The 16,710-nt window shown below is 57.7% G+C and carries 11 protein-coding genes; 2 read left to right on the forward strand and 9 right to left on the reverse strand.

Annotated elements, in window-relative coordinates; genetic code table 11:
* Window positions 1–8 precede the first annotated feature (8 nt).
* From P6U29_RS34440 to P6U29_RS34480, 9 genes are all read right to left on the reverse strand, one after another.
* On the reverse strand, window positions 9–2,519 hold the full coding sequence (locus P6U29_RS34440; protein ID WP_407114675.1) for an FAD-dependent oxidoreductase: 2,511 nt from the start codon (window positions 2,517–2,519) through the stop codon (window positions 9–11).
* A gap of 964 nt (window positions 2,520–3,483) precedes the next feature.
* On the reverse strand, window positions 3,484–5,058 hold the full coding sequence (gene tnpC, locus P6U29_RS34445; RefSeq protein WP_407119496.1) for an IS66 family transposase: 1,575 nt from the start codon (window positions 5,056–5,058) through the stop codon (window positions 3,484–3,486).
* Window positions 5,059–5,065: 7 nt separating this feature from the next.
* Window positions 5,066–5,314, reverse strand: a complete 249-nt coding sequence (tnpB, locus tag P6U29_RS34450; protein WP_407114676.1) for an IS66 family insertion sequence element accessory protein TnpB — start codon at window positions 5,312–5,314, stop codon at window positions 5,066–5,068.
* Window positions 5,315–5,337: 23 nt separating this feature from the next.
* The gene (gene tnpA / locus P6U29_RS34455; RefSeq protein WP_407114677.1) at window positions 5,338–5,739 is read right to left on the reverse strand and encodes an IS66-like element accessory protein TnpA; all 402 of its coding nucleotides are present in this window, start codon (window positions 5,737–5,739) and stop codon (window positions 5,338–5,340) included.
* A gap of 331 nt (window positions 5,740–6,070) precedes the next feature.
* The gene (gene folD / locus P6U29_RS34460) at window positions 6,071–7,009 is read right to left on the reverse strand and encodes a bifunctional methylenetetrahydrofolate dehydrogenase/methenyltetrahydrofolate cyclohydrolase FolD (RefSeq protein ID WP_407119497.1); all 939 of its coding nucleotides are present in this window, start codon (window positions 7,007–7,009) and stop codon (window positions 6,071–6,073) included.
* A 652-nt stretch (window positions 7,010–7,661) separates the two neighbouring features.
* A complete protein-coding gene (locus P6U29_RS34465; protein WP_407114678.1) occupies window positions 7,662–8,816 on the reverse strand; it encodes a CaiB/BaiF CoA transferase family protein in 1,155 nt (384 codons plus the stop codon).
* Between the two features lie 10 nt (window positions 8,817–8,826).
* Complete coding sequence (locus tag P6U29_RS34470) at window positions 8,827–10,089, reverse strand: methylaspartate ammonia-lyase (protein WP_407114679.1); 1,263 nt, start codon at window positions 10,087–10,089, stop codon at window positions 8,827–8,829.
* Between the two features lie 237 nt (window positions 10,090–10,326).
* Window positions 10,327–11,766: an NAD-dependent succinate-semialdehyde dehydrogenase gene (locus P6U29_RS34475; RefSeq protein ID WP_407114680.1), complete on the reverse strand. Its 1,440-nt coding sequence runs from the start codon at window positions 11,764–11,766 to the stop codon at window positions 10,327–10,329.
* A gap of 226 nt (window positions 11,767–11,992) precedes the next feature.
* Window positions 11,993–13,396, reverse strand: a complete 1,404-nt coding sequence (locus P6U29_RS34480; protein ID WP_407114681.1) for an aspartate aminotransferase family protein — start codon at window positions 13,394–13,396, stop codon at window positions 11,993–11,995.
* 500 nt (window positions 13,397–13,896) lie between these two features.
* Here P6U29_RS34480 and P6U29_RS34485 point away from each other — a divergent pair, with 500 nt between their 5' ends.
* On the forward strand, window positions 13,897–14,370 hold the full coding sequence (locus tag P6U29_RS34485; protein WP_407114682.1) for an Lrp/AsnC family transcriptional regulator: 474 nt from the start codon (window positions 13,897–13,899) through the stop codon (window positions 14,368–14,370).
* 626 nt (window positions 14,371–14,996) lie between these two features.
* Window positions 14,997–16,679, forward strand: a complete 1,683-nt coding sequence (locus tag P6U29_RS34490; protein ID WP_407114683.1) for an MFS transporter — start codon at window positions 14,997–14,999, stop codon at window positions 16,677–16,679.
* Window positions 16,680–16,710 lie beyond the last annotated feature (31 nt).

Below are 16,710 nucleotides of genomic sequence, written 5' to 3' on the forward strand. Positions count from 1 at the left end.
CACGTAGATCATTTCTTGGAGCGTGCTAACATGAGTTCCGGTGCAATGAGTTCTTCCGCCTTCCGCCACTCGCCCTTCACACGCGTGCGGTTCAAATCGTAGAAGGGACGAAGAGATGCGATCGCCGCGTGCCTCTCGCCGGCGATCTCGATCTCAAAGCTTCCTTGAGCCAACCACTCGGCACTCACTCCGCTTTCGGAACGCAGATAGCCCATGCCGACGCCGCAGCCGAGAGTATGCCCGAAGCCCGCGGAGCGCAGATAGCCGACCAGTGATCCATTCCGCCAGACGGGTTCAGTTCCGAACATGAGCGGTACGGCCCTCGGGGCGGCTAACTGAACGAGACGGCGGCACGGAACTTGCGCGCGCTGCGATTCGAGGGCCGCTCTACCGATGAAATCATCTCCCTTCTTCCACGCGATTGTGAATCCTAAGCCGGACTCGAGTGGCGAGTCTTCATCACTAACGTCGGAGCCCCAATCGCGGTATCCCGCCTCCAGGCGCAACGTGTTTAGTGCCACGTAGCCAGCATGACGCAGATCAAGATCCCGGCCTGCCGCGACAAGCGCATCGTAGATACCGAGCGCCTGCTCGACGGGAATGTGTAGCTCCCATCCAAGCTCCCCAACGAAGGTCATGCGGAACGCCAGAGCCAAACCATAGCCGATCTCGATTTGTTGGAAAGTCGCAAACGGAAATGCAGCATCGGAGAAATCCGTAGGGCTCACGCGCATGAGCAGCTCTCGCGAACGCGGACCCATGACAGAGAGGCAAGCGTAGCCCGACGACACGTCTGCAACAAACACGTGCCCCGCACCTTTGGCATGCTTTCGCAGCCAGGCCAGATCTCGGATGCGCTGCACGGCCGCCGTGACCACCAAGAATTCATCTTCGCCCGTTCTCGCGATTGTAACGTCCGACTCCATGCCACCTCGTTCATTAAGCCATGGGGTGTAAACGATACGGCCTACGGGAACGTCGATGTTGTTGGTCGAGAGCCGCTGAAGCAAGGAGAGCGCGTCACGGCCCTGCACTAACAGGTGCGCGAAGGACGTCTGATCAAATAGTGCGACCCCAGATCGCGTCGCCTCATGTTCTGCACCGCTTGCCCTAAACCAATCGTCGCGACCGAAAGTGGCATGGGAGACCGTCTGCGCGCCAGGTCTGCCAAACCATTGCGCCCTTTCCCATCCAGCAGCTTCGCCGAACGTCGCGCCAGCGGCCGCAAGACGATCGTGCAGCGGTGACACACGCACATTTCGCGCCGTCGCAGGTGATTTATGTGGCCAATGCAGTGCCCAAAGGTTTCCTACTGACTCGACGGTTCGATCGCGCAGGTATCTGCGATTGCGCTGGAAGGGCATGGCACGCCGCACGTCCATTTCCCAATAATCACTGGCAGGCACACCCGTCGACATCCACCCGGCCATGACTTTGCCAGCCCCGCCGGAAGATTCGATCCCGCAAGAATTGAAACCGGCGGCCACATAAAGGCCCGCAATATCGGAGGAAGGCCCCAAAAGGAATCGATTGTCCGGCGTGAAGCTCTCTGGACCATTGAAATTGAGTTGTAGACCCACGTTTTCGAGGGACGGCATGCGGCGCATGGCATTCAGAAGGTAAGGCTCGATGTGGTCGAAGTCGTCAGGCAGTGAATCAAAGCTGAAATCACAAGGGATTCCGTTCATGCCCCAAGGCTTGCCGTTGTTGTATTCGAAGAAGCCCACCAACAGCTTGCCTGCATCTGGCTTTGCGTAGAAGCCGGCATCCATATCGCGAATGGTGGGCAGATCGGACGGCAAGGCCGCAATAGACTCGGTTACGACATAAAAATGTTCTGCCGCCTGCAAAGGTACTGTCCAATTAAGATGAGCGGCCATCGCGCGAGTCCACATTCCCGTGCAAATGACAGCTTTTTCGGTGCGCACGACGCCTTCCGTGGTCTCGACACCCGCAATTCGCCCCTCCTCCACGATGATCCGCGTCACCGGAGTGCGTTCGAGGATTTTTGCTCCACCTTGCCGAGCACCGGCCGCAAACGCGCGCGCGGTGTCTACAGGACTCGTCATGCCATCGGAAGGGATCCAAGCTGCGCCAAGCACATCCGCCACTTCGAGCAAAGGCACACGCCTTTTGGCCTCAGCGGCGTCGATCAACTCGACCTCGAGTCCAAAAGAGCGGCCCATCGACGCCCCCCGCTTCAACTCCTCAAGCCGCTCGGGTGTGGCCGCGATGGTGATGGACCCAGTTTGGCGAAACCCGGTAGCCTGGCCCGTCACTTTTTCAAGTTCACCAAACAATTGCGCTGTGTACTGGGCCAACTTCGCCATGTTCTCCGTGGCTCGAAGCTGAGTGACTAAGCCTGCCGCATGCCAGGTAGTACCGCAGGTAAGTTGGTCACGCTCAAGCAACAGAACGTCGCGATGCCCAAGCCGGGCGAGGTGATAGGCGATCGACAGGCCAATGATACCACCGCCGACAATGACGTATTCCGCGTGGGAGGGCAGCTTGTTTTGCATTCTACAACTCAAAGATTAGACTGAGGGGAAGGGCGTATACCGCGATCAAATTCGTAAATGTGATCGCCACCGGCACCAGCATCTACCTCGCGCAACTCAATACGCGACGACGACGCGCAGCATTTCGTTGCCCCTGAAGGAATAGGAAGTTAGCGGCTGGCGCATCATGGTCATGATGCCGCACCCGGCACATAGGGCATGAGCCATTCGCGCGATACAGGTCTTCGCACGATTGCTCGCGCCGACACACGGATCAATGCATCAAGCACATTGAAGCGCGTGGCGTGCAGCGGAGTATGCAACACCCGATCCCCTCCCGCGTATGCGAATTCCCTTCCCTGCGAACCGGAAGGACCACCTTCTTCCGCATAGTAGCCAGCATCCGATCCAAATAAAGTTGATATGAGCGTGCATCGCGCAGCAATTCTGCGTCCAAATGCCAAAACGCGAAGGCTTTAATTGCGGCGCTGGCGCGAGGACATCGAAAAAGCTTAGCTGAACTCAAGATCGGTCAGAGCAATGCCTTCTCCTACTGGAGGACTTACTGCACATTACCGACCGAGGTGTTTATCGCTGTCCATATTGCCGTCATCAGGACATCGGCTTTGTTTCTAACGATGGCTGCTGTTAGCACCTCCAGTTTTCTGCAAAGCGCAAATCATCGCGTAAGTTCGTCTGATCTGGCCTCAAACGAGTGAGAAACCACAGCGAGTTTCCGCGCCTGAACATTCATGAAGGCTGGAATCGATCACACCCATTTCCATCAGCGCTCTTTCGTACGAGGGACTCCGGACCAGGATAAGCGACGTTCGAACGCCCGCTGAGTTGTAGCGTATGATGAGGTCATCGAAATTTAATTGAGCGAGGTTACCTGAGGCAGGACGAGAGTACGCATACGACGAAGACCGCCTGATTGACGCATGCGCGCGGGCACGGCGAGCTCTATGATGGCGTTGCGTGAAGATCAGGCGGCCTGCTGATCGGCGGGCTTGTCGCCTTGGCGCAGGAGCTTCCATTCCCAGGGCAGCAATTCGTGCAGACGCGACGCGGGAAGATCGGCGATACGGGCGAGGATGTCGGCGAGCCAGGCCTTGGGATCGACGTCGTTGAGGCGACAGGTCGTGATCATCGTCAGCATGATGGCGGCCCGGTCAGCGCCGCGCTGGCTGCCGGCGAAGGTCCAGTTGCGCCTTCCCAAGGCGATGCCTCTCAATGCGCGCTCAGCGCAATTATTGGTCGAGCAGATCCTGCCATCGTCGAGGAAGCGGGCGAAGTCGCCCCAGCGCCTGAGCATGTAGTTGATCGGCTTCAGGACCTCGGAGGAGCGCGAGAGGGTTTCGCGCTCGCGCAACAACCAGGCGTGCATGTCCTCGAGAAGCGGCTTGCTCTTTTCCTGGCGCACGGCGCGCCTCTCGTCGGCGCCGCGGCCGTTGATGGCGCGCTCGATCTCGAACAACGCATCGAGGCGTCTGACCGTCTCCAGCGCGATCGGAGAGACCGGTTTGCCCTTCTTGCCTTCCCGGGCATTTTTCTCGATGTCAGCCAGCTCGAAGAAGCCCCGCCGCGCATGGGCAAAGCAAAACGCCGGCGTGATCGGCAGCATCTTCTTCTGCGGATCGAACAGCGGCTCGAAGCCGTTGTAGCAATCGGCTTGCAGGATACCGGCAAAGGCGGCCAGATGCTTCTGGGGATGCTCGCCTCGTCGGTCGCTCGAGGCGTAATAGACCGCCGCCGGCGGCGCAGGACCGGCGAAGGGCCGGTCATCCCGCACATAAGTCCAGATCCGCCCGGTCGTGCACTTGCCCTTCGCCAAGATACGGATGGCGGTGTCATCGCCATGAAGGCGCTCGGCCGCGAGCACATGACGTTCGATCAAGTGGAAGAGCGGCATGACGGCGAAGTTCCCGTGGCCGACCTGGTCGGCCAGCGTCGATAACGGCAGGTCGATCCCCTCGGCCTTGAAGCGCGCACTCTGGCAGTTGAGCGGGATATGCATGCCGAACTTGTCGAACAGGATCGTCGCCAGCAATTGCGGACCGATGAAGCCGCGCGGCGTGGCGTGGAACGGCGCGGGCGGCTGGCTGATCTTCTCGCAATCGCGGCAGGTGAACTTCTCGCGTACCGTCTCGATCAGCTTGAAGCGGCGCGGGATCTCCTCCAGCGTCTTGGTCACATCCTCACCGATCTTCGCCAGCCGCGATCCACCGCAGCAGGCACAGGTCGTTGGAGCCTCAATGACGACGCGCTCGCGTTCGATGTCGTCCGGCCATGGCTTGCGCACCGGCCGCTTGCGCATGAAGGGGCGGACGTTCTGCGTCTTCGCCGCTGCGGCCTGCGCGGCAAGCTCATCCTCGCTCGCCGTGGTGACGAGTTCTTCGAGCTCCAACTCCAGCTGCTCGAGCAGCCGTGCCGAGCGCTCGGAGCGCTGCCCGTACAGTTCGCGTTTGAGCTTCTCTATCCGCAGCTCGAGATGCGCGATCAGCGCCTCGTTGTCCGACAGCTCCGCCTGCGCACTGGCAGCCACCGCCTCGGCTCGCAGCCGCGCCTCACGCTCCGGCGATCGTTACCGATTCACCGGCAACCGATGGCCAGATGAACTTTCCTCTCTCGAGTCTTTTTGTGAACAAGCAGGCTCCCTGGCCATCGTGCCAGATCGCCTTCACAAGATCGCTTCGGCGACCGCGGAAGACGAACAGATGACCGCTGAGCGGGTCTTTGTGCAGCACCTCCTGCACTTGGAGTGCCAGCGACGGAAAGCCTCTGCGCATATCCGTGTAGCCTGTCGCGAGCCACACTCGCACATTCCCCGGTATCGCAATCATCGGCGTCCAAGCACATCGAGGACCCGCGCCAGCGCCTCCGGATCGACGTGCGCATCCACCCGGATGCACCGTCGGTTGCCGAGATCGATCTCTATCAATCCAGTACGCGCGGCCGCCACGGAGCGAACTCGGCCATCAACCGTAGGCAAAAGCTTCGGAGTTTCCTCAGCCGATGCCGTTACGGCGGCGATCTGCACCGGCGTAAAAGATGGTACAACTTGTTCCGATGTCCGTGCTTGTCGACGCCAGGTAAACACCAGGCTGGCCGCTACTCCGTTGCGACGCGCAACCTCAGTCACCTTCGCGCCCGGCGCCAACGTCTCCTCGACAATCCGTGCCTTGTCGTCCTGCGACCAGCGCCGCCGACGCTCCAGCCCGCCCAAAACCTCGACCCGCATCACCTGATGACCTTAAAGCTAGACTTAAGGTCACACGCTTCGCGAATTACCATCCGTCACGCAAGACGGCCCCCGTCGGATGCGTACGGACGAGATGGCAGGTGAGACGCTGCCACATATCATCGAACTCAGCGGAAGGCTCGCAGTTCTGCTGTGAGAGAGGTGTAGATCGGTGAACCGTAGAAGGTTCGGACGAGTGCGGCTGTACATCGAGGAACAGGTGTCTCGCGTAGGGCCTTGAGCTTTCGAGAAAGCCGATTAAGATGCAGGACCGCGATCGACGTTGAATTGGCGGTCTTTCAAACAGAGCACGCCCAGATCCGCCTTGCCTCTAACCTGCAAGACCCTTCTCCACGACACGAGATGTGCCAATTTGGCGTGCCTCGAGCCTCGTCATCGGCGCCAAAGCTCGTCGCGAGACTGCTGCATCAACCGTATTCGCTAGCAAGTATGCAACAGTCATTGGCCCTACACCGCCAGGCACAGGCGTTATATAGCTCGCGCGCTCACTGGCCTCGGCAAAAGCCACATCACCCACGATTTTGACGGCGCCGGCTGGGTCGACCGTGCGATTGATGCCGACATCGATGACAACCGCGCCTCGCTTGAGCCAATCGCCGCGTACCAATCCTGCGCAACCAGCCGCGGAAACCACAATATCCGCCCTTCGACAGAGGTTCGGCAGGTTTCGCGTCTGGAGCTGCGCACCTGTGACGGTACATCCGAAATCGCCGAGGAGAACAGCCAATGGCTTTCCGACGATGTTAGAGCGACCAATCACAACAACGTCGAGCCCGTTCAAGTCGCTCACGACTGTCTTGATGAGATGGACGACCCCAAGGGGAGTGCAAGGAGCGAGAATGGGTCGCCCCGCGGCCAACCTTCCGATGTTGTACGGATGAAAGCCGTCGACGTCCTTCGCCGGATCGATCGCCTCCAGTATGCGCCAATGATCAATGTGCCCGGGCAATGGAAGCTGGATCAGTATGCCATCGATGGATACATCCGTGTTGAGCTGTTCGATCAATTCGAGCAGCTGGGCTTGGTCGACATTGCTCGGCAGCAAGAATTGTCTTGACTTGAACCCAACCGCCTGCGCCTGCTTGGCTTTCGTCTTTACATACAATGAACTCGCCGGATCTTCGCCTACTAGCACTACGGCCAAGCCGGGCGTGATGTTGCATTGGACTTGGAGAGAAGTCACCTCGCGAGCTACGCGAGCCCGAAGAGCCTCGGCGATGGCCTTTCCATCAATTCGGACGGCATTCATCAATCAATTCCTGGGGGTTGCGCAACAATTGGTCCAGACAAGAACTACACATTGCGTGTAATCAGCAATTGAGCACCGATGATGATCGTTTCAGGCTCTTCGCGCGATGTCCTATGTTTCGCAAGCATAAGCTTCATACCGCCACTTCGCTGATTTGCTCCACTCCGCATTGCGAGGCTCCTTGCATTGGACGTCGCTGAAGCATATTCGACATGAAACGCGCGCGGATGTAGCGTCTCGTGCCCTGCCATACTGCGCTTCCTGGGCAAGGCCGTGCTGGCTGTTCTAGTGTCATTTTCATCTTAATTAATGCAATGAGTTGCACGTCACGATTAAATCCCGCGTTTCAGCCTCCCTTCCGGCGGATTTCGGCTAAGCAGCGCCGACCACGCTTACAGGAAGCTCTTTCGGCACTCATTGAAAACAGGCCGTTTTGAACGCCCACGTTGCGCCTCTATGGAGACTTTTTCTCCGGCATAGGACGCTTAGAGAGAGCGACCAGGATCAATATTGCCGCAAGCTATTGCGCTTCAAAATACTCGAGAACCCGTATTGGCGCGCTCGGGCTAGCCGCAATCCAGCGCGGGAGACGGCGCCTGTCTATATTCATCAACTTGAGACTCGCAGATGCCCTGACGTTGCGAAGTGATCCCTACGAGCCCGCTGTTCGCTGTTGCACGAAGCTCCCAAACTCCTTGCGCAGTGCCTCAGAATGGGCGCCGGGAGCCGGAACTGGTCGCAATTCCGGAGCCGTTCCTCCATCGAAGATTGCGCCAGGCGCGATCACGTAAATATCGCCTCCCTGCGTTGACACTGGCACACGTCGGAGATGCGGATGCTTCGACACGTCTTCAATCAGGTTGACCCGCCCATACGCTAGCCCCGCAGCTTCCAACTCACTCATCGCTTCGTCGCTCGTGAGCTGTGCAAACCGATCAAGAATGATTGCATCCAAACTTGCCCTATTCGCAATCCGTTCCATGTTGTCGGCGAAGCCGGGACGGCGCACGAGTTCGGGCCGCTTAAGGAACTTGGTACAGAAGTTGACCCATTCGCGGTCGTTTTGAACGGAGAAGATAACGTCTTTGCCGTCCATACAGCAGTAGGCTCCGTACGGCGCGAGAGACGGATGATTTACGCCCGCGCGCGCAGTGTGATAGCCGCTGTAGTCAAACTGAAGAACCGGAACATTCATCCAGTCTGCGATGGCATCAAATAGTGAGACCTGGATGGCCGTTCCTTCCCCGGTTCGCTCCCTCAGAAGCAGCGCCTGCAAGATGGCGCTAAGAGCTGTCATACCGGCTGAAATGTCACATACAGAAACTCCGACGCGCGCCGGGCCTTGCGCGGTTCCCGTGATCGCACAAAGCCCGGTCTCGGCTTGCACTATCAGATCGTACGCTTTCAAGTGCGAGAAGGCCCCCCCGTCGCCAAACCCGGAAATGTCACAGGTTATTAGGCGAGAATGGCGCTTTCGAAGATCCGCCGATCCGAATCCGAGTTTTGAGATGCTGCCGGGCTTAAGATTTTGAATGAAAACATCAGCCTGAGCGACCATCGACTCAAGAACTGACCGATCTTGCGCGAGCGTGAGGTCAAGGCAGATGCTCTCTTTCCCACGATTCAACCATACGAAATATGCACTTTGGCCGTGAACGAACTTATCGTAATTCCTCGCAAAGTCGCCCTCCGGGCGTTCGACTTTAATGACACGCGCACCAGCGTCGGCAAGGCGGGAAGATGCATAAGGTGCCGCTACCGCCTGCTCGACGGCGACAACCGTGATACCTTCGAGTGCCTGCCTCACGACGTCGCCGCTAGATTCTGACAGGAGCCTGCGACCGTCGGTAGGCAAGAACAGAAAGTAGTCTGCTTTGCTCGTTTCCGACGATAGAAATGCCCTCATCAACGCCCATCCCGGGCTTTGCAAGGATCATGTCAGCCTGTGTCGCCACTGCAATGTTGACTGCGACCCTAGCCGACAGGTCGGTTTCCGTGCAGCTCCCACCCAAATATGCGCCGACGCCATTTTCCCTGCAGACCAATACGGCTCTGGCAGAGTCAGTGATCGAGCCCACGTCAGGCATCTTGATCTGGACTAGATGAGCCGCTTTCGCTTCGGCAAAGAGCCGGATGTCAGCCAGCGTGTTGCATTGCTCATCGACAACCACCCGGGCCTCGGTGCCACGCCTATCAAGAATTTCGACAATCTTAGCGTACTCTACTAGCTGAGCTTCTGTTGATCCATAGTCCGCCGGGCATTCAATATGAAGCCGGTACCCTGGCACGTCATCTGCTACGCGCGCGATGAAATCGGCAATTTTCTGTGTGTCCAGCCCTATCTCAAGCCCGATCCAACCGTACACGTCGAAATGTAGAACAGGATGATAGCCAGGCTCGCCGATCTCCCTGGTGCGTCTAACAACCCACTTGACGAAGTCGCGAAACCTCTCGCCGGAGGCGCCGAATTTCTCACGCGAGTTGATCAAGCCATGCGGAAGCACATCCACAGACTTGAGAATCATCTTGTCGACGTTGATTTCTCTGGCATCCCCGCTCTGAGCGTAAAGTGGGACTGGCTTCTGTGGTAGTGGCAGGTCATATTCGGAGCAGACTACTTCGGCGAGCGTTATCCGTGAAATATGCGCCGCGGCTCGAAGCAGAGCCTGGCTCACGCCATATTCGATGGCGAGCGGTAGACGCTTGTTCTCGTGGAATGCGAGAACACTTTCACAAGCACCAACGAAATTGGAAGCGTCGCAAGCCAGAATCCGCGGGATCACAACGGATCTCGTGAGCGCTTCGATTGTGTCGACCTGAAAAACAGGATCACGGCCGCCTGCGCCTGAGTACTGTACGTTCATCATGTCGCCCCACACAATCGTATCGTCCGACATGACGAGGCCGATGCTGAGTGAACGCGAGGGCATGCGGATGGTCGTAAAACCCCGCGTCAGAGGCGCGCCCACATAGCGAAAGCCATCCTGGGCAGCGCCGGCGCGTATTGCAGCTTGATCGTCATAAAAGAAGCTTCCGTTTCCGGGAGCAAGAATCACATCTTTGACCGTAGAGTTTTTCATTGCGTACTCAATCTAAGCGTTGCGCCATGTGGCCTGCCATCGCCTCGAAGAGCGCAGACCTCAAGCCGCTCATCGTATTCCAGTAGCCATCGGCAGAAGTAGGAGCAGCCTTGGCTTCCGCGCACGGACGAATTTGATAAACATCTCACTTTGCGAGTCTCTCTTGCCTGAAGAACAGTTTGATTGCTGCTCCAGGAGCAAGTCCAGGCCAGTTACCGTTTTTCTGGACTTTGACCTTCATGCGACAGACGCAGCTTTAAGCCCGTTGACGAGCTTCAGATTTTGGAAAGCCCTTATCCCTTCCACACCACCTTCGTACCCATAGCCGCTCTGTTTGACTCCGGCATTTGGTGCATCAGCAGACACACCTTTGAGGTGGTTCATGCTTATAGCCCCCGCGACAAGGCTGCGGACCATTCGCTTCTGGATTTCCGGAGACTCGGTGAAGAAATAGGAAGCGAGGCCATATTCTGTATCATTCGCCTCCGCAATCGCTTCTTCAATTGTGTCAAACGCGGCCACTGTAAGAATGGGCCCAAATGGTTCTTCGCAAAGCACCTTTGACTCAGGATGCACGTTGGTCAGAATGGTAGGAGGCCAATAATAGCCCGCTCGATCGATGCGTGTACCGCCGGTTTCAAGCTTCGCCCCGCGATCGACAGCATCCTTCGTCAGGCGTTCCATGGCATCGATGCGCCTGCCATTCGCCATTGGCCCCATATCCGTCTCAGGATCGTCCGGAGCACCAACTCTGATCTTCTCTGCCGCGCGAACAAGCTTCGTCAGAAACTCCTTATAAATTGATCTCGCTACTAGAATACGGCTAGGAGCGTTGCAGCTTTGGCCTGCGCACTCAAACTTGTATTCCGATATGGCCCAAGCGGCTTTCGAGAGATCCGCGTCTTCAAAAACGACGACGGGAGAGTGCCCGCCAAGCTCCAGAACGCATCGCTGCAGATTTCCCGCGGCGATTTTCGCGAGTTGTTTGCCGACGGGCGTAGAGCCGGTAAAAGACACAGCCCGAACGACAGGCGAGGCGAGAAGGTGTTCAGAGATCATAGGTGGATTTCCGAAGACCAGATTCACAACGCCCCGTGGAAGCCCCGCCTCCTGTAGAGCTTCGATAATATAGACTCCAGCGCTTGGAGTTTCCTCCGCCGCTTTCAGGATGACCGAGCAGCCAGCCGCGATAGACGCGCCAAGTTTTCGGGCGTTAAGGACTGCCGGGTAGTTCCAAGGCGTAAATGCGGCAACCACACCAATCGGCTCTGGCACGACGACCCTTCTCTCGTCTATCGGATAGGGAGCCGATGTTTTCGCTGCGTGCGTACCATTCCATTCGAGCATTTCCACCGCGCGGGCATACTCCCCCTTCGCTTCGGCCAGGGTCTTGCCTTGTTCCATGGAAAGCGCTGCCGCCGCAGTATCGATTTTGCCTTTTAGAATTTGGGCAGCGCGAACAAGAAGTGCCCCGCGTTCTTCGGCCGACGTATTCGACCATTGCAGCAGGCTCGCCTGTGCCGACGTCAATACATCGTCGAGATCCGGCACTGAGGCAACAGCAACACGCCCGATTGCACGCTCGGTGGCAGGATTGAGAAGGGGCAGATCGGCGCCGTTATTTCCTACGCGCCACGCACCGTTGATAAATAGTTTGTAGTTAATGCTATCGGACATACGTGGTCGCCGCCCTGCCGTTCATTGTTTGTGTCGTTTACCCGTTTGGTGCCCGAGTTACCGCTCGGACGCAGGGGACTATGGAGCTCTTTAGATCGGTGCCCCCTTTCGCCGATTGTGATGAGAAGCTTATGACCTCATCGGTGCATATGCGCGACAAGCAGATGCTACTCATCACGGCCGCAGACTTAGGTAAGTGGTGACCGAAGTATCCGGCTGCTATCTTCTAGACCTTCTCCCCTTCGCGCACGAGGTTGTCCATCACGGAGCGAACGGCACTCTCGGCTATCGAAACGATATCATCAACTTCCGCCTTGGTGATCACGAGCGGCGGAGCGAAGCCAAGGATGTCGCCATGAGGCATGGGCCGGGCAATAAGCCCCCGATCGCGTGCCGCTTTGGAAATGCGAGCTCCGACTTTGAGAGACGCATCAAAGCGCCTCTTCTTATCGCGATCGGCAACGAACTCGATAGCCGCCATCAGCCCGACTCCACGCACTTCACCAACTATCGGCAATTGCGCGAACTTTTCCTTAAGCTGGGCTTGGAAGTAAACGCCGACGTCGCGCGCATTGGCAGGCAGATTCTCTCGTTCCACGATGTCGAGAACGGCGTTTGCCGTTGCAGCACCGATCGGGTGACCCGAATACGTGTAGCCGTGCGAAAATGCGCCAACCTTATCAGCGCCGTCTTCCAAAACTTTGTAGACCTTATCACCGACAATCGCGGCGGAGAGCGGGAAGTAGCCCGACGTAAGGCCCTTCGCGATCGTTATCAGATCCGGCTGGATTCCGTAGTGCTCCGAGCCAAACATCGAGCCAGTGCGGCCGAACCCCGTGATCACTTCGTCTGCGATCAAGAGAACGTCGTGCTTCTTGAGCACAGCCTGGATTGCCTCCCAGTAACCCGCCGGGGGCGGCGTGATACCGCCCGTGCCGAGCACCGGCTCGGCGATGAAGGCGCCCACATTGTCCGGACCGAGGCGCTCGATGAGCTCGTCGAGCTCCATGGCGCGACGCGCCGAGAATTCGCGTTCGGTCTCCTCAGCATTGGAACCCCAATAATAATGCGGAGCGCCGGTGCGCACGATCTGCGGCAGCGGGAGATCCATATAGTCATGATAGAAGCTCATCCCGGTCATCGAACCGGAAAGCACGCTGCAACCGTGATAACCACGCTCCCGCGCGATGATCTTCTTCTTTTGGGGCTTTCCGCGAAGATTGTTGTAGTACCAGACAAGCTTAGCCTGCGTCTCATTGGCATCCGAACCGGACATGCCATAGAACACCTTACTCATCTTTCCTGGCGCCATCTTGACGAGGCGATCGGAAAGGATCGCGAGCTCGTGGGTCGTGTGCGCTGCATAGCAGTGGTAGTACGCGAGGCGATAGGCCTGACGCGAGATGGCCTCAGCGACTTCGGTTCGGCCATAACCAACATTGACGCAGTACATGCCGGCAAAGCCGTCGATGAGTTGATTGCCGTTGGCGTCCTGGATACGGATACCCTTGCCAGCTTCGACGATCGTCGGCTCGCCGAGCTTACCGGTCGCAAAGTCCTTGAGATGGGTGAAGGGATGCAGAACGCTGTTTTTGTCTTTTTCGCTGATTTCTTTGATATTGATTGCCATTGTGCACCACTCTCTGTTGAAGCTGCTAGGTTCGCGAAGCAGACGCATTTGAGCTCATCGAGACCGCACGTTGAGACTTGATGGACTAGGTCGGCCGCCTCCATCAGCGTAGAGGGATGGGAGCGAACAACCTTCAGGCGGCGATCATCTGCGCGCCTGTCTTCACGTAAGCGTCGGGACGCAGGGGCCCGTCTTCGCCGTATACATAGACGACGGCCGCACGCCCCTCCCAATCAGCAGATCTTCACCCTCCCCCGCAAGTACGACAGGTACGGCAACACTTGATCTGCGCAGGCCTGCTCGTTCAGACGGCGCAGGCACCGACTGCTGAATAGTTTGAAAGACCATCTGTAAGTCCAACGCGCCCTTTTGTTGAAATGCCTATGCATTCAGGATACTGATGTGACGCACATATTTGCGTCGTATCTCCTGTCGTTCAGAAGATTTCCTGCATCGTACAGGCAGTTGGCGCGGCGATTCACCCGAAGGCTGGAGAAGTTATGCAGTATGATCGAACAGACGCCCGCATCCTCGAGATCGTGCAAAAGAACAACCGTCTGACATCCGAGGTAATTGGCGAAATGGCCGGGCTTTCTGCCACTGCGTGTCAACGACGCCTAAAGCGGCTACGTTCAGACGGCATTATTGAGGCTGACGTCTCCATCGTCTCACCAAAAGCTGTAGGAAGACCTCTTCAGATGCTCGTACTGGTGAGCCTCGAGCGGGAGCGCACTGATATAATCGACAGATTTAAGAAGGCCATCAAATCGTCAGCTGAAGTCGTCAACGGATTTTACGTCACAGGCGATGCTGATTTCGTTCTGTACGTTACGGCGCGCACGATGGACGATTATGAGCAGTTCACGCGTCGCTTCTTCTATGAAAATCCAAACATCAAAGGTTTTAAGACGATGGTTATCGTCGACCGCGTTAAGGTCGGCTTTGCAATTCCAATCGAGCCTGCAGATGATTGAGCAAGGATAGTCTGGGCATCTTACTCCACAAAGTGGCGCGCTTGTGCACTTTTTCGCCGCTCACGGGCACAGAACGCAAAAATTCAGCAATCTCGCTGCTGTACTTTCCGCTACTGTCGTTGGGCTGATAAGTTTCGTCAGATTCGCCGGTGGCAGCGAGCTTCAACAAGCGAGAATCGCGTCTCGTCCGATGCGACACAAAGATTGCGATATCAGATAGACTCACCGTGACCTCAATGTCACGTTCACAAGGTTGCGACATAGGCAGAAGCTTTTTTCAACCTAGGCGCCTAACCCTGGAGACGCGCCGCATTCTCGCGAAGCGATCCAGCTTCATTCGCGGTACATCATGGCATTTCTTGCGGACGATAGCCCTGCTCTGCCCAAGCAACCCGCAATACTCGGGAGCCTCGATGCTCCGAGCGAGAGGTCGATCTCGCTTGCGAGATGAGACAAGTCTCTCACTAGATTTGCTCCCTCACCAAGTTTCGTTGAGAACTTGGCGCTGCCCTGATACGGGGAACATGCAAGCCGAGTTGGAAGGCGCTTGCACGATGGGTTGCGATCAAGCTTGACCGAGCAGATTTGATCCGGAAATCAGGCAGGAACGGGCGAGATCGAGAGGAATGATCGATCCATCTAGGCCACAGACATTCAGCTCCGAGGGGGTCGTCGCCCCGTTACGCTTTCGGACCTATCGACGCGTCTGGCTTGCGAGCCTGCTCGCAAACCTCGGCATCCTGATGCAAGGCGTCGGATCGGCCTGGGCGATGACTCAGATGACGTCGTCCGCGGACCAGGTCGCACTGGTACAGACAGCGCTGATGCTACCTATCATGCTGACCGCGATGCCGGCTGGCGCTATTGCTGACATGCACGACCGTCGTATCGTGGCTTTGGTTGCGCTCTCGATTGAGCTATGCGGTGCGGTCGCTCTAACTATCGTCGAATGTTCAGGCTCCACCACACCAGCTGTGTTGCTGCTGCTTTGCTTTGTGATGGGCGGGGGCATGGCATTGAGGGCGCCGGCTTGGGAATCCTCTGTCAGCGAGCAAGTGCCGCCCGCGGCATTGCCCGCTGCGGTTGCTCTCAACGGGATCAGCTACAACATCGCGCGCAGCTTCGGACCTGCAATCGGCGGTGTTGTTGTTGCAACCACGGGTGCAGTTGCAGCGTTCGCGCTGAATGCATGGCTCTATCTGCCACTGCTGGTCGCCCTATTTCTCTGGAAGAGAGTCGCCGAACCATCGCGATTGCCGCGCGAGCAACTGAGCCGCGCTATTGTGTCCGGCGTACGCTATATCACCAACTCCCCTTCCATTAAAATTGTACTGACGCGCACGTTCCTAACTGGCGTGATGGGCAGTTCGATTTTGGCGCTAATGCCCCTGGTCGCGCGTGATCTCCTACATGGAGGTGCACAGACTTATGGCGTCATGCTTGGCTCATTCGGTCTAGGAGCGGTAGTTGGAGCGATCGCTCTAGGGAAGGTGCGCGAACGAATGAGCGGCGAGGCCGCAGTGCGTGCCTGCGCTCTGTCTATGGGGAGCGGAATCGCTGCCGTCGCCCTGAGTGGCAGCCCAGTTATGACAGCGGCCGCACTGCTTTTGGCCGGCTCTGTGTGGACGATGTCGCTGACGTTGTTCAACATTGGCGTACAGCTCTCCGCCCCCCGATGGGTGGCTGCCCGATCGCTTGCGGCGTATCAGGCGGCAATCTCTGGCGGGATAGCGATTGGTAGCTGGGGCTGGGGGCGCCTCACTGATGTTGCCGGAGTCGAGGTCGCGCTGCTGGTTTCCTCGACGCTTATGCTACTCTCTCCACTCCTAGGGCTCTGGCTTCGAATGCCCTCCGTCGGAGCAAGTGACCAGGATGCCGAGTCGCTGGCCGATCCTGAGGTACGGCTTGCGCTCACCGCGCGAAGTGGGCCGCTGGTGGTCGAGATCGAATATCGCATCTTGCAAGAAAATGCGCGGACCTTTCACAAGGTCATGCAGGATGTGCAGCTATTGCGACAACGCAACGGCGCCTATGGCTGGTCGATTGCGCGCGACATCGCCGACCCCGAACTATGGACTGAGCGCTATCACTGCCCCACTTGGCTAGACTATTTGCGCCAGCGCAATCGCTCGACCAAGTCGGAGCGCGAGCTAGATCGGCGCGCCGCAGGTTTCCATGTCGGTCCTGCCCCGCTGCGGGTCCGCCGCATGCTGGAGCGTCCGTTTGGATCAGTGCGATGGAAGGAAGACGTGCCGGACCGCCCTGCGTCCGAAACAATGCACGACACCTCCAAGCTACGCGGCGGATAGCGCTATTCTCCCAGTAGGGTTTCTGACCAAA

The sequence above is a fragment of the Bradyrhizobium sp. LMG 9283 genome (assembly GCF_045571415.1).
Lineage (GTDB): Bacteria > Pseudomonadota > Alphaproteobacteria > Rhizobiales > Xanthobacteraceae > Bradyrhizobium.